The sequence below is a fragment of the Acidobacteriota bacterium genome (assembly GCA_018001935.1).
Taxonomy (GTDB): Bacteria; Acidobacteriota; JAAYUB01; order JAAYUB01; family JAAYUB01; genus JAGNHB01.
Genome location: JAGNHB010000039.1, coordinates 39,958 through 54,420 on the forward strand (window position 1 = coordinate 39,958; position 14,463 = coordinate 54,420).

Consider the following 14,463-nt stretch of genomic DNA (forward strand, 5'->3'; position numbering starts at 1 on the left):
GGAGCGGCGCGGGCGACGGGTCCGAGCCCAAGCGAACCGGCCCGGCCCGTGGCGGGGTTGTTGTTTCCGCCACGCGCCGCGAGGCTTGAACACGCGAGGGGGAACGGCCCGGCGCCCCGGAAAAGGCCGACGGCGCCGGGAAGGCGGCGCTCCGCGCTTTGTCAGCTTCTAGTGTCAATGAATCTAACCTTTAGAAAATTGGCCACGGCAAGAGTGAAGGCCAAACTGGTCAAAGCGGGGAGATCGAAGGCAACTCCGGCGATAAAAGACCCCAACGCAACACCCCCGATGGCCCACGTTGACCGTTTCCTGCTATCCGTATTCTGAAAAAACGACTTGCGGCCGAAAAGCACATTATTCTTTCGCAGACGTTTCGAGAGAGTGTCGAAGGTCCGCTTGTCCCCCCGCTCCAGCGCCTGGGCCAGGACGGGGAGGTCCTTGAGAAGGTGCTGCCATTTTTTCGGGAAGAACTCGCCCTTGAGCACTTCCCCGTCAAAATACCCCCCGTAGCGGGACCACGCATCGCGAAAGACTGCAAGGTCCCCGAGGAGGATGCTTGTCTCGGCCAGAACATGGGCCAGGAAGCGGGCGGTGTGGTCGTGGGGCAGGTAGCGGAGAGCGTCCCGGCAGGCGGACATGACCTCCCGGTACCGTGTTGCCCCGTAGTAGGTGAGCGACATCACGAAACAGCTCACCATCCACATCTTCACGTCGGTTCGCTGTTTCCAGGGGGCCAGGAACTTCGCCGCCAGGGGCGGCCGAAGCTCGACCAGTGCCCGGCCGACCTGCGCCCACGGCTCGGTCTCGTTGATCCGGTCGGGGTGCCGTTGCCCGTAGCGGATGACTCGCCGGTGATAGCCGAGATCGACCAGTTCCTCGAGGACCTTCGCCCGAAAGTCGGGTCCTTTCCAGGACGAACGGTCCGCCAATTCGAGCAGTTCCTCCAATTCAACGGCTCCGGCGCCCCGGAAGAAGGCGCACTGCAGTGCGCTCCGGCACTGGCCGCCACGGTGCTTCTCCCGTTTCCCTGCCAGGAGGGCCATCAGGGAGAAGGCGTGCACGGAGGGCTCCTCCCCCAATTCCATCCGATATTTCACTCTTTTCCTGATCTCCGGCAGAAGCCCCGCTTCTTCCGCCGTGGACCAGGCGTGCCTCGCGGGCCACTCGGATTCGACCTCCGTGTCGAAACTGATCCGGAGGGCGACATCCAGCAGTTCGTCGGTCTGTTTCCGGTCCGACAGGACCCGGGTGTACCTCGCCAGGGCAAAGGGGTCCCCCGGCGTGCGCTCCAGGACCGTATCGAGCACCGCTGCGGCCTTGTCGTGGAGTTTCAGCTCCTGGAAAGAATCGAAACATTCCAGGCGGAGGTTCGTGTCCTCCGGGTAATCCGCAAGGCAGCGGTCCCACTCCGCCTCGAGTTCGGCGGGGGGGAGGCCGGCCCGGGCCAGCAGCAGCAGGCGGTCCTTCCGGAACCACGGCTGCGCGCTCATGGCCGGCGGGGAAGGGCAGAGGGCCTTGCGGGCGTCGTCCCAGGCCTTGTCCTCCTGGAGCCATGTGATCAGCTTTTCCCACCCCCAGCCGTACCAGGGGGCGGCGGCGACAGCGGCGCTCATGGCCTTGCGGGCCGGCTCGCGCTTCCCGGCCAGGCGCTGCAGCCAAGCCAGGCGCCCGTCCACCGGCGAGGGATCGGGGAGGTAACGGCGGACCTGTTCCAGGACGGCCACGGCCTCCTCCAGCCGCCGCTCCTGGGCCAGGAGCATCGCCAGTTCGTCCGCCGCGTCGAACAGCCCCGCGTTCAACTCCAGGGACCGCCGGAAACACGCTTCCGCCTCCTTCTGCCGGGCCGGCTGACCCGTCGAGGCCAGGTTCCGCGCCAGCAGGAGCCACAGCCAGGCGCCCGACGGGTCGAGCTGGACGCCGTCCCGGGCCAAGGCCACGGCTTCCCTGGCCTCCCCGAGGTCCGACAGCACGTCCAGGGCGCACTCGCGCCGGAAGACGTTTCGGGGGTCGGCCGCCAGCCCCTCGAGGGCCAGCGCCCGAGCGTCCGGGCCCCGGTCCTGTCGCATGAGGTACCCGATCCGGGCCTTCCAGATCTCGGAGGAGAAGGGGGCCACGTCCCGGGCCGCGTTCAGCCACCTCTCCGCGCCTTCCTGGTCCTCCCGGCGTTCCCGCAGGCGCGAAAGCTGAAGCTGCACCCCCGTGTTCCCGGGGTGACGCCGGTTGATCTCCAGGAGGACGCCCTCGGCCTGCTCGTCCTGTCCCAGCGCCCGGCAGGCCTGGGCGAGGGAGAGGCGGAGATCGACGTGGTAGGGGAAGCGCTCCACGGCCGCGGCCAGGAGCTCGCGGGCCCGCTCCGCGTCGCTGCGGCCCTGCCCGTAATCCAGCCAGAGGTCGGCAACGGCCTCCAGGACCTCCGGGTCGTCGGGCCGGGCCTGCCGCCACCGGGTCACCGCGGCTTCCGCGGCGGCGAGACCGAAGCGCTTCGCGATCATGAAGGCGAGGTCCCGGGCGATGTGGAGGCGGCCGATGCAGCGCATCAGCAGAATTTCGATCCGGTCGAAGAGCTTCTGCCGGTCGGCCTCCGGCAGCCCCGCGGCGCACTCCCAGGCCCGCCGGTAGGCGTAGAAATCCTCCGGTTCCGCCTCCGCCGCCCGGAGCCAGTGATCCGTCGCCGTCCGCCAGATGCCCCGCGCTTCCGCCCACGAGGCGTGCATGCGCAGGGTCGAGGGGTTCCTCGGGGCGGTCCGGTCGCATTCCGACAGGACCCGCTCGATTTCCGGGGCCAGTTGGGGCCGCTCCGCCACCGGCCTGAGCTCGAACTCCCCGATCCGGATCAGGGCCAGTTCCCGCCAGGCCCAGCCGTCCTCGGCGTTGCGGGCGACCCGCTCCCGGACCAGCCGGAGCCGTTCCTCCTCCGTCTCGGCGCCGGCCAGGCGGTCGTGCAGCAGTTCCTCCATCTCGTCGTGGCCCGGGTGCTCCGCCACCCACCGGCGGGCCAGGTCCACGGCGGCGGCGTTCCCCTCCCGCACGGCGGCGGCGTCCAGGAGGTGCCGGCGGGCGGTCGTGGAGAAGGGCGACAGACGAACCCACTCCCCGGCGTGATGCCGCACGTTTTCCCACTCTCCCCGCAGGCGGTGGAACACCAGCCGGGCCTCGTGGAAACCGGCGGTTTCCGGGCGGTCCGCCAGGCGGCGCAGCCCGGCTTCCGCCTCCTCCCAGCGCCCCAGGCGGCACCAGAACGGGACCGCCGCCTGGACCCACTCCGGGTCGTCCCCGTGGGTCTGCAAAGCTTCTCCCAGGGCGGCGGCGGTTCGCTCGGGGTGCCCGAAATCCTCGAGGGCGTCCACCCAGGTGAACCAGGGCCCCAGGGGTCTCGGGGACGTCGCCAGCCGCCGGGCCCGGTCCTCCAGCCAGCCCAGCCCGTCCTCCTCCCGGCCGTCCAGGCGTAAGACGTTGCACCAGGTGCGGGCGTTGGCGTCGTCCTCGTCCGCCAGGCATGCCGCCGCCCGGTAAGCCAGCCGGCCGGCGGGGGTCGGCCCGCCCGTCCAGGTCAGCCGCCCCAGGGTGTACCAGATTTCCTCGTTCCCGCCGCCGCGGGCCAGGACGGTGCGCAGGAGCCGGAGCGCGCGCTGGCGGCCGGGCTCGGAGGCGGCGAGCAGGTCCGCGTACTGGCAGACGTAGGTCTCCGGGGGGTACCACCAGTCCTGGGCGGCCTGCACCCCCGGCAACCGCCCCTTCTCCACCAGCTCCGCCAGGGTTTCCCGCAGGAGGGCCGTGTTGCCCAGGGAGCGGCAGGCCTGGACCAGGGACCGGCGGAAGAGCAGGCAGCCGGGGTGCTCGTTCAGCAGGCCCTGGAAGGACGTGAACGCTTCGCGAACGTGGCCCTCCAGCACTTTCTGGAAAGTCTCCAGGTAGCGGGTGACCACGTGGCCGGGCAGCTCCCGGGCGAGCTCGCTCACCACCCGGCGGGCGGCGGGCGGCCCCGCGTCGCGCAATGCCCGGCCGTGCTCGTGGAAGGCGGCGACGGCCTTCGCCTCGTCGGGGGGGATGATCCGGTCCAGGACGGCGGCGCGGTCCCGGGGCACGGCAGCCAGGCCCCGCGGCCCGAGGGGGGACTCGTCGGCGCCCAGGCCGTCCAGCAGCAACTCCCCCAGCCGGGGGAAGGAGGGGTCGTGGTACAGCAGGGTCCCCGCCGCCTCGTCCACCCCCACCGCCGCCACCGCGTGGCCGGAACTCTCGGCCTGCAGCGTGAGGACGAACGGCACCCCGGCCAGGACCAGTTCCCGGGCGATCCCCGGCGTCGCCCGGAAGTGACGGACCGCCAGGCCGCGCCCCTCCAGCCAGTCCGCCGCATCCCAGGCGGTGGTCCCCCCGAAGCTGATCTCCCCGGCGATGGCGTCCGCGCTCAGGTCCATCCCCAGGGCGTGCAGCACGGCCGCCATGCTCGTGGGCATGCAGGCGTCGTGCTTCTGGGAGACCCGCCAGAACGGCAGGAGGTGACGACGGCCGGCGGGGTTCCGGCGCAGGTTCTTCAGTGCCGCCCGGTAGAAGGGCGACCCCGTTTCCTCGGCCCACCGTTCGAGGGCCGCCCGGTCCTCCGCAAGGTCCGCAATGTCGAGCCGGGCGCGGGCCACCATGTCCCGGGTCTCCCGATCCGGCCGGGGCGCCAGGTCCGCCAGTCGGTCCACCAGCGCCGACGCCCGCCCCAGCAAACGGCCCCGGTCCGCGCCGTCCAGGGCCTCGGCGTGGGCGCACAGGAGCCAGGCGGCGTAGGACGCCATCTCCACGGACTCCCCCGCCTCGGCGGCGTCGGCGATCCGGCGAGCCGCTTCCGGGAGCCGCCCGCACTTGATCATGGCCTGCCCCAGCACCCGCGCCGTCCAGGGTTTGCCCGGAGATGCCATCCAGGAGCGGCGGGCGGCGTCGCAGGCCTCTTCCCAGCGGTCGGCGGCCAGCAGGACGTTCGCTTCCGAGGACAGCACCCAGGCGTCCTCCGGCCTGAGGGCCTTCGCCCGGTCCAGGCAGGCGAAGGCGTTCCCGAAGTCCCGTAAAACGGTCCAGTGCATGGCGATGGAGCCGAGCCAGGAGGCCTTCAGTTCGGGGTCGTCGGTGTCGAGTTCGGGTTCCGCCTCGAAATCCAGCAGGGTGTCGAGAAGGTCGGCACGGCGGCGCCCGACGTGCAGGGCGTAGCAGCGGACCTGGGGGTGCCGCGGCGCCCGGCGGGCGGCTTCCCGCTGCAGCCAGCGCGAGAGCCGGGGGCTGCCGATGCGGAACGCCAGGCGGCTGAAGAGGACCAGGTCCTCGATGGGGAAGGTGTCGGTGTCCGTCTCCGGCGTCCAGAGGTGGGCGCACCGGCGGTAGGCCTCCAGGAAGCGGTTCTGCTCGTACAGCGCCAGGATTTCCGAAAGCTCCACTGGCCCCTCCTCCTTCTCTAATCCATGATCGAAGCCCTCATCGCACGATAACCACCAGGAACTCCAGGGGCTCGTCACCGGTGTTGGCGATGCCGTGGGAGTGCCCCCGCCTGGTCACGAAGGTGTCGCCGGGCAGCGCGTCCACCTCGACCCCGTCGTCACGCTAACGGCCCTGGCCGGAGAGGATGACGCAGACTTCCTCGTCCGACGTGTGGATGTGGCCCCCGATGGACGCCCCGGGGTCCAGGCTCAGCCGCCCGATCATCTTGAAAGGACTCCCCCCGGGGGCCGCGTCGTGCGGCAGGGGGTCGCGCCCCCAGCATCCGCCGCTCCCGCCGTGGAAGTTCTCCCGGCGGACGGTTTCGCTTCGTTGAAATTTCCAGATCATGGTCCCGCCTCGGCGGGGATTGTAGCAGAAAAGGAGACGGAAGTCAGGAGGAAGGTTGTTAGGCTGAAGGCTGTTAGGCTGAAGGCTGTCAGGCTGAAGGCTGTCAGGCTGAAGGCTGTTAGGCTGAAGGCTGTTAGGCTGAAGGCTGTCAGGCTGAAGGCTGTTAGGCTGAAGGCTGTTAGGCTGAAGGTTGCCAGGCTGAAGGTTGCCAGGCTGAAGGTTGCCAGGCTGAAGGTTGTCAGGCTGAAGGGTTTGGGGTGAAGGGTTGACACTTCAGCCGGACGGGCATCCGCCTTTCTCTGCGGAGTGCGGCGCGCAGGCCGCCGGAGCGCCGCTTTGACCGCGCCGCGCAGTCTTCGGAGCGGCGCGATGACCGGGGGGACAAGGTTCCCTGGAGCGGTCCGGGCGTCGGATGCGGAAGGCAATCACGGGTAGACGGCGCTCCGGCAGCCTGCGCGCCTTTCGCCATCGGCCAAGTTCAAGGTGGCGCTCCGGCGGCCTGCGCGCCGCACTCCGCAGGATGACAGCAGTGCTCCGGTTTCATCGATGCGATTTGCGACGTTGACTTCGGTGTCGATGGCGACCGCGAAGGCGATGTCGACCACGATGGCGATGTCGACCGCGATGGCGATACCGATACCAATCAAACAAACTCCGGACCTACAGCCTAAACCCCTACAGCCTAAACCCCTACAGCCTAAACCCCTTTCGATTGCGACTGAGATACCGATACCGACAGGATGACCTCCGGAACTGCGGCCCGACCCGGATAAACCGTAAAGAAACCACGGATGGACACGGATGGACACGGATCATCCGGACGCTCCTGGATCAAAAAAACCAGGCGGTCTCAACCGCTCGCAAAGGCGCAAAGACGCCAAGTCTCGCAAAGCCGGAACCGGGAAAGGGGAATTTCTTCGCGAGCTTGGCGCCTTGACGAGAGCCGATCCGGATCCGGGTCTCGCAAGGGCGCAAAGCCCTCAAAGGAAAACGGACAGCCCTCGGATGCGTCCAAGGGCCCTGAAAGATCGCCTTCACCGTATCGCCGCGCCGCCGGGGAAGACCTTCCGGAAGGTCTCTCACCACGGCACGGAGGCACGGGGAGGCGGCCTCTCCGATCACGGTCTGCGGGCCAAGCGCCGTCTCCTTGTCTCCGGTCTCCTCTCTCCGCAATTTCCCCTTGCATTTTCTGGCCGCCTGGTGTATTTTCCGCCCTCGCCTTGGGCCAGAGTAGCTCAGTGGTAGAGCAGGCGATTCGTAATCGTCAGGTCAAGGGTTCAACTCCCTTCTCTGGCTCCATTTGACAAGTCCGACAACGTTCGCCGAAGAACAAAGCCCTTGAGAAATCAAGGGCTTTTGATTTTTCGGCAGTCCGTCCACGGCCGGGAGAGTCCCTTGAAATCCGCCATTAAATAGGGTATTATTCAGGGGACCAGTGGTCTCTCGGAAGAGTGGTACCCTAATCGGGAGGATCTGACGATGCCTAAACGGAAACGCGATGCCCTGACCGATGTCCAGGTCCGGCAGGTCAAGCCCAGGGAGAAGCCCTATAAACTGGCTGACGGTCGCGGACTATATCTCTTCGTCAAACCAAATGGGTCCCGGTTGTGGCGAATGGATATCAAAGTTTCAGACCGCTGGGTGACGCTGTCCTTCGGTGAGTATCCCTTGATCAGTCTTAAGGAGGCTAGGGACAAGCGGGATGATACCCTGAAGCTGAAGCGGGAGGGACGGGATCCGGTCCAGGTAAAAAAGGCCAAGGAAGCGGCTCAGGAAGCGGATTTGGCCACATTCGAAGTGGTCGCCCGGGAGTGGCAGGCCATGGCCGCCAAGGCTTGGACGCCGGATTACGCAACCGGTATCTTGCGGCGATTGGAAAAATGGGTGTTCCCGTATGTAGGTGGCTGCCCCATGGGCAAATTGACGTCACCCGAAATCCTCTCCGTCTGTCACCGGGTGGAGGCAAAGAGCGCTTACACGGCACACCGGGTTTTGCAATTGTTCGGGAAAGTGTTCCGTTTCGCTGTCGCGAAGGGCCTGGTCGGGGTCAACCCCGCGTTGGGATTGTCGGATGTTTTGACCCCCCACCAAGAGGAACACCGCGCGACGCTCACGGATCCCAAGGCGATCGGCATCCTTCTCCGGGCAATGGATGGTTATACCGGTGACATTTTGACGAGGGCCGCGTTGCGCCTCACACCCTACCTGATCCTTCGACCCGGCGAACTCCGAAGCCTCGAGTGGGCCATGATCCATTTCGATGTGCCCGAAATCCGGTTCCCCGGGAAGAGGATGAAAATGAAAACGCTGCCCCCGCATATCGTTCCCCTGGCTCGCCAAGCCGTGGAAGTGTTGATGGATATTCATCCGGTGACAGGGAAAGGACGATACGTCTTCCCATCCGTCCGGAAGGACGGACGCCCGATGTCCGAGAACACCGTTCGTTCCGCCCTCATCCGCTTAGGGTACCGGGGAGACGAACAGACGGCCCACGGGTTCCGAGCCATGGCGGACACTCTCTTGAACGAGATGGGTTTCAACCGCGATGCCATCGAGCGGCAGCTGGCCCACGGTGAACGGAACAAGGTCCGGGCTGCCTACAACCATGCCGAGCACCTGCCGGAGCGCCGGCGGATGATGCAGAAGTGGGCGGACTACCTCGACAAACTGAGAGGTCAGAAATGAACCACCTCTATGCGTTCTCCAAGTGGGACCCCCTCCAGGGCGAGGTCCCCGAGGCGGCGAACGAGGTTTTCCGGTCGACGGTGCAGGCCGTTCGCTCGCTGGTGAAGGGCCGGACCCTTCCGGAGTTGGTCGAGGCGGTCCGGTTCATCCAGGCCCTGAAACTCGATTGGATGGAATCGACAGAAGGGGCGGCGCCGGGTGCCGGGGACCCGTCGAGCGGCGGCAATGCCTCGCCCGGCTTTCCGGCGGCGGAAGAACTCGAAATCCTGAAGGACCGGACCGCTGACCTGAGTGCCCCGCAAGCCGGAATCCCGAACGCCAGGCCCTTCGAGTACTTCGCGGCCTGGGCCCTGTACAAGGCGGCCGCGGTGGTCATCGCCATGGAACGCGTCACCCGGCTCAAGGACAGGGCGAACCCGCTCAAGCCTGACAAGGCTTCGGGTGCGAACGCCGACGAGCGGCGGCAATACGCGAACGCCCGGGAAAACATGCGGTGTTTTTCCGAGGAGTTCTACGAGGCGGCGAGCCACGCCGAGCAGCTCCAACAGCAATCGGTGAGCCAGCCGGATGAGGCCGTCGCGATGAACCGTCGCGAGATGGCGGACCTGGGCCGTCGGGGGGGGCAGGTCCGGAACCGGCCGACCCGGGAAGTTCGGCTGTGGGTCCTGCGGGAGTTCCGGGCGGTCTGGAAAAAGCGCCGGTGGGCGAGCGTCCGCCAGGCGGCGCGTTCGCTGCAGAAAAGCGCGATCGAGAAAGCCCGGGAGCTGCACGCCCCCTGCCTGTACGGGGACGAGGAGAATGCCTTCAGAACGATCTACACCAGATGGATCCTCCCCTACTACAACCGCTACCTGAAGGAAAAAGTGGTGGACCTAGCCGCTAGCGCTACTACCGCTGGCGGCCAGCTCCACTAGACGACGCGGTTTTCTTCTTGGGACAATCGCCTTGTCCGCACCGGGACCCTCCCGAATTTTCGCGGACAGAGACGAAAAATGGGCTATCACTTCATCCCCGAGGCCGGTTTCCTCCGGTTGCACCAGATCATCGGCGCCCCGCGGCGGGGCATCCCCCCCATCATCCCGGTCTCGAAGACCACGTGGTACGAGGGCGTCAAGGACGGCCGCTTCCCGCGCCCCGTGAAGTTCGGCCGCCTGACCCTGTGGCGCGTCGAGGACATCCGGGACCTGCTGACCGCCCTGAGCTGTGCCGCCCCCCTTCTGTCGAGGTGAGGGGCCGTCATGCCCAGGAAAAACGACCGTCACCCGGCCGGGCGGGGGGAAGACGCATCCGGCGATCTCGAGCGGCCCGATGTTCGCACTGGGGCCGACCGGCGGTCGAGGTCGAACCTGCCGCCGGCCCGTGAGTCGTGCCGGGAACCGAAGCGCTTGAGACGGTATCGCCCCAGGGCTGCCCGCTGGGCCCGCCGGAGGTGAGGCATGGCCGACCCCGTCGAGGCCTTCAAGGACCGGTTGGAAGCGCAGGGGCTGGGCAGGCCGGACGTCGTCCCGGACGGCCGGCTGCACCGCTTCGACACCCCGGGGGAAAAGCGTGGCCGGAAATCGGGCTGGCTGATCTACCACCCCGAAGGGATCCCCTCGGGGGCGTTCGGCTCCTGGAAGTCGGGAGAGAGTCACAAGTGGTCTCACCGGGAGCTGTCTTCCCTGCGCCCCGAGGAGCGCGACGAGTTCCGCCGCCGGATGGTGCAGGCTCGCTGGGCCCGGCAGGAGGCGAGACAGGCGGAACAGGGGGCGGCCCGGGAGCGGGCACGGGAGATCTGGGAAAATGCTGGCCCAGAGCGGGGGGACCACCCCTACCTCGTTCGGAAAGGCGTCCGCCCTTACGGGCTCCGCCGGCGGGGAGAGACCCTGGTGATCCCGGCCCGGAACGCCGAGGGGGAACTGCAGACCCTGGCCTTCATCGACCCCGCCGGGGCGAAGCGCTACCTCGCGGGCGGGTGCAAAGCCGGCTGCGTCCACCTGATCGGGGAACCGGACGGCCTCTCGCCCATCGGCCTGGCCGAGGGGTACGCCACGGCCGCTTCCGTCCACTTGGCCACCGGGATGCCGGTGGCGATGGCCTTCGACGCGGGGAACCTCCCGGAAGCGGCCCGAATCACCCACCGGAATTACCCGGGGTGCCCCCTCGTTGTGTTCGGCGACGACGACCACGAGACGGCGGGGAACCCCGGCCGGCGCCAGGCCGAGGAGGCGGCGCAAGGCGTCAACGGCCGGGCGCTCTTCCCCCCGGGCCTGCAACCCGGCGAGAGCGACTGGAACGACCTGGGCCTCCGGATCGGCACCGAAGCCCTGGGCAAAGTCATCGCGGACCTGCTGGAAGGCGGGGGGGATTCCCCCGATGACGACCTCCCCCCGACACGCGTGGACAACATCGACGAGTACGGGGCCGAGACACACCGGCACGGTTGTTACGCCGCGACCAGTACGGGGGTCTGGCTGCTCCGCGAGGGCCGGGACGGCAACGTGGAGCGCTACAAGCTGACCAACTTCACCGCCCTGATCACCGGGCGAACCTTCCTCGACGACGGCGTCGAGTGGAGCGAGCAGTACGAGATCACCTGCCATTGCCAGGGCCGCCAGACCGTCGTCACCGTCCCCGCGACGCAGTTCTCGAGCCTGAACTGGGCGTACCGGTTGGGGCCGGGGGCGATCGTCTCCGCCGGCATCTCGGTCAAGGACCGGGCCCGCGCGGCGATCCAGTCCCTCTCGCTCGGGGAAACCCGGGAGAACTTCGTCTTCGTCCACACCGGTTGGGCCCACTACCAGAAGCAGAAGATCTTCCTCCACGCCCTCGGCGCCATCGGGCCGGACGGCCCCGTGCCCGGCGTCACGGTGGAACTCCCGGAGCCGCTGGCCGGTTTCGCGTTCCAGGAAATCCCTTCGGCGGAAGAGACCCCGGCGTGCACGCGAAAAGTCCTCCACCTGCTGGAATCCGGGCCCCCGGCCAACCTCGTCCCGCTGGTGGCGGGCGTCTTCCGGTCCGTCCTGGGCGAGGTGGATTTCGGCATTCACCTGACGGGCCGGACCGGCAGCGGGAAGTCCGAACTCGCGGCCCGAATCCAGAGCTTTTTCGGGCGCCGGATGGACCCCCGGCGGCTGCCGGGCAGCTGGGCGTCAACGGGGAACTGCAACGAGCGCTATGCCTTTATGCTGAAGGACTGCGTGTTCGTGGTGGACGACTTCGCCCCGGAGACGGGCACTGACGGCGCCCACCTCCACCGGGAGGCCGCCCGGCTTTTTCGCGCCATCGGGAACCACGCCGGGCGCGGGCGCCTGAACTCCGACCTCTCCATCCGGCAGGCCCGGCCGCCCCGGGGCCTGGTCCTGTCCACGGGGGAGGACGTCCCGAAAGGGCAGAGCATCCGGGCGCGGCTCGTCCTCCTCGAGATGGAGCCGCCGCCGCGGCAGGGGTCGGCGGAGCGCCAGCGGGTCTCCAGGGTCTGGGCGCAGTGCGCGGAGGACGCGGCGGACGGTTCCTACGAAAAATGCCTGGCGGCCTTCATTCACTGGGTCGCCCGAAATCACGACCGGGTTTTCGAACAGCGGGCCCGGTTGGCCCGGGAATTCCGCAACCAATTTCTCCAACTGGGGGACCACCTACGGGCCCCGTCCGCGTTTGCGGAACTGGCCGCGGGCTTCCAGATTTTCCTGGATTTTGCCCGGGAGTCCCAGGCAATCCCGGACACCGAGTACACCCGTCGCTGGGACGACGCCTGGGAGGTCTTCACCACGGGCGTGGTGGCCCAGGCCGACTACCAACGGATGGCTGACCCCGTGGACAAGTTCTTCGACCTGCTGTCGGCCGCCCTGGGGTCCGGGCGGGCGCACCTGGCCGGGTCGAGGGGCGAGATGCCTACCGATTTCGCCCCCTGGGGGTGGCGGATGGAACCGAACGGCTCCCAGCGCGATATCAAACCATGGTAAATCAGATTTCAAATCGATGCAATGTACTACCGAATCCATCTCTAATCATTAGTAGGGTAAGGGCCTTCTGGGCGAAAAGTTAATGGGACAGCAGGGAAAGGTGTTAACTATTTTCGCTTGTGTGCGAGTGGTTTTTGTATTTGGGCTTGATAAAGTCAGAAAAAACTCTTTTTAAAATTTCTTCCGGTTTACAGTAAGACCTATAGTCTGCAACTATCGCTTTTGCAACTCTCTTTAGTAGAGCCTTTTGATCCAATCTTCTCAATTTTCTCATGTCTAACACATGATCTAGAAGCAAAGGACTATTTGAATATTTTTCTACTGTTTGTTTATGTGTGATTAGGCGTTGTTTCATCTCGTCAGAACAATACCTAGCATATGCCTTCTCAACCTGTTGCAATGTGCCAAGAGCTCTCTTGAATGCCTGTTCGTAGTGTTCTGTGTCAATGTAAGTAAACGAATTATCATGGATTTCGTTGATGTGTGACAAGCAATTCTGGATTCTAAGATTAGCTATTCGTGCATTAGAAGACTTTCTGCAAGTGCTGCTTAGATGACGCCCCAAAAAGTTCAATTGCTCTAGAAACCGTTCGAACAGAGGCGTATGCTCAAAACTATCCCTTCTTGCATTAGGTATCAATGATCGATCAACAATATGAATCTCTCCTATCTGCCATCCGGAAAATCTCGCCTCAGAGAATTTATCATCTAAGAAATGTTCTCCTCCGACCTCAATATTGCCTTGACGTACCCTAATTCCTTTAATGTTTAATACGGTGGGTAGACTTGCCAAAAAGCTAGTTCTTGCATACCAACCAAGAGCAATTATCTCGGAATCTACTCCTTTGAACTGAATAAATTCTATAGAATGGATTTGATCTGAACAATGCTCAGAAATCTTGATTTCATCTTTGTATGGCCGAAAAATCTGATGATTGTTCAATATGATACGGTAGGATTTGAAGTCCTTAATCCCTGATAGAGAGTTTTCTATTGCTTCAGCGTGATGAAAAACCTGCTTGTTGTAAGGAACAGGAGCACATTGGGCTAGATAATCGTAAACTACTTTGAAGTTCATTAACAAATCGGAATGGAATGAATGAACATTGCGCAGTGTGACTCTGAAAAAATTTGGTGGTGAATTCAGGGAAATTCCCTGATGTTCCACTGAAACAAAAGAAGTAATAATTTCAGCCATGGTTATATGGCTCTGAGCTGAATTAGTTCTTGATTCGAATTCCTTGCGGTTCCATCGTATAACTGATATATGTTCATCCCCCGGAGAACGTGTCTCGAAAACCAATTCATCGCAATATGCTAATCCACCTAGCCGCCCAATGCCACGGAATCCTCGTTGATCTGTCCCTTCTTTTGGACTACAACCGACATTGATAAGAACTTCATGAGCAATTTCATTGGAAATCCCATATCCGTTGTCTTCTATTATTATGTTGCGATCTTTTCCGTTTAGCGTAATGGAAATCTGTGCATCATCTTTTAGAATGACTCCATCGCTTATGGCTTGGTCGATAGAATCCACAGAGTTCTGAATATATTCCCTATATATCATCAAGGGATTATCATACATCCCAGAAGTGATTACATCAAAAAGTTGCTTCCCTATGAAGGGATGTAAGCCTATTTTAGATACCAAATTAACCATTCCCTAACCTCATAATCATTGGATGACTTCAATGCTTGCCTTATGCTTTCTTTTAAACATGGAGAAACAGCTTCATGAAATTCAATAAACGTATTATCTTGCTTTCTCAGGAGACGCAAAATAAACTCACGAAACCGTTCAACATCTCCTGACCCTGGTTTTCTTGTCGGATTATATGGATAGATTCTTGACTCATACTTATCTCGGAAGCGAAGCAGTTCTTCGGGCATGTATAGATTGGCAATATATAATGCTCCCCAGAATCTGGACAGAGGGTTAAGTTAAAATTCGAGGGCAGGAAGTCAAGAAAGGAGCGAGCAAGATGGGAGGAGTGAGACGGCGGCACAGTCCGGAGTTCAAGGCGAAAGTGGC

General features: G+C 63.9%; 8 protein-coding genes, 1 tRNA gene and 1 pseudogene. 6 read left to right on the forward strand and 4 right to left on the reverse strand.

Annotated features, from left to right (window positions below; all coding sequences use genetic code 11):
- Positions 1 to 161: 161 nt before the first annotated feature.
- Both KA419_14240 and KA419_14245 read right to left on the reverse strand, forming a co-directional pair.
- The gene (locus KA419_14240; protein ID MBP7867098.1) at positions 162 to 5,414 is read right to left on the reverse strand and encodes a tetratricopeptide repeat protein; all 5,253 of its coding nucleotides are present in this window, start codon (positions 5,412 to 5,414) and stop codon (positions 162 to 164) included.
- 37 nt (positions 5,415 to 5,451) lie between these two features.
- Positions 5,452 to 5,802: pseudogene (locus tag KA419_14245) on the reverse strand (cupin domain-containing protein).
- On the opposite strand from KA419_14245, the gene KA419_14250 reads away from it, so the two are divergent.
- Positions 5,785 to 6,063 carry a hypothetical protein gene (locus KA419_14250; protein ID MBP7867099.1) on the forward strand — a complete coding sequence of 93 codons (279 nt, stop codon included), beginning with the start codon at positions 5,785 to 5,787 and terminating at the stop codon, positions 6,061 to 6,063. The pseudogene KA419_14245 and the gene KA419_14250 overlap by 18 nt on opposite strands.
- Positions 6,064 to 6,227: 164 nt before the next feature.
- Here the strand turns inward: KA419_14250 and KA419_14255 are convergent, their stop codons facing one another.
- Positions 6,228 to 6,449: a hypothetical protein gene (locus tag KA419_14255; GenBank protein MBP7867100.1), complete on the reverse strand. Its 222-nt coding sequence runs from the start codon at positions 6,447 to 6,449 to the stop codon at positions 6,228 to 6,230.
- 577 nt (positions 6,450 to 7,026) lie between these two features.
- On the opposite strand from KA419_14255, the gene KA419_14260 reads away from it, so the two are divergent.
- The 5 genes from KA419_14260 (at position 7,027) to KA419_14280 (ending at position 12,428) form a co-directional block, all read left to right on the forward strand.
- A tRNA-Thr gene (locus tag KA419_14260) sits at positions 7,027 to 7,101 on the forward strand.
- A gap of 180 nt (positions 7,102 to 7,281) precedes the next feature.
- Positions 7,282 to 8,487, forward strand: coding sequence for a tyrosine-type recombinase/integrase (locus tag KA419_14265; GenBank protein MBP7867101.1), 1,206 nt, complete (start codon positions 7,282 to 7,284; stop codon positions 8,485 to 8,487).
- Positions 8,484 to 9,401, forward strand: a complete 918-nt coding sequence (locus tag KA419_14270) for a hypothetical protein (protein ID MBP7867102.1) — start codon at positions 8,484 to 8,486, stop codon at positions 9,399 to 9,401. Before KA419_14265 ends, KA419_14270 begins: the two co-directional genes overlap by 4 nt.
- Before the next feature lie 78 nt (positions 9,402 to 9,479).
- Positions 9,480 to 9,716 (forward strand): AlpA family phage regulatory protein, encoded by a 237-nt coding sequence (locus KA419_14275; protein ID MBP7867103.1) that lies wholly within the window; start codon positions 9,480 to 9,482, stop codon positions 9,714 to 9,716.
- Between the two features lie 207 nt (positions 9,717 to 9,923).
- Positions 9,924 to 12,428 carry a DUF927 domain-containing protein gene (locus KA419_14280; GenBank protein ID MBP7867104.1) on the forward strand — a complete coding sequence of 835 codons (2,505 nt, stop codon included), beginning with the start codon at positions 9,924 to 9,926 and terminating at the stop codon, positions 12,426 to 12,428.
- Positions 12,429 to 12,531: 103 nt separating this feature from the next.
- Here KA419_14280 and KA419_14285 read toward each other — a convergent pair whose 3' ends face one another.
- Complete coding sequence (locus KA419_14285; GenBank protein ID MBP7867105.1) at positions 12,532 to 14,091, reverse strand: ATP-binding protein; 1,560 nt, start codon at positions 14,089 to 14,091, stop codon at positions 12,532 to 12,534.
- Positions 14,092 to 14,463 lie beyond the last annotated feature (372 nt).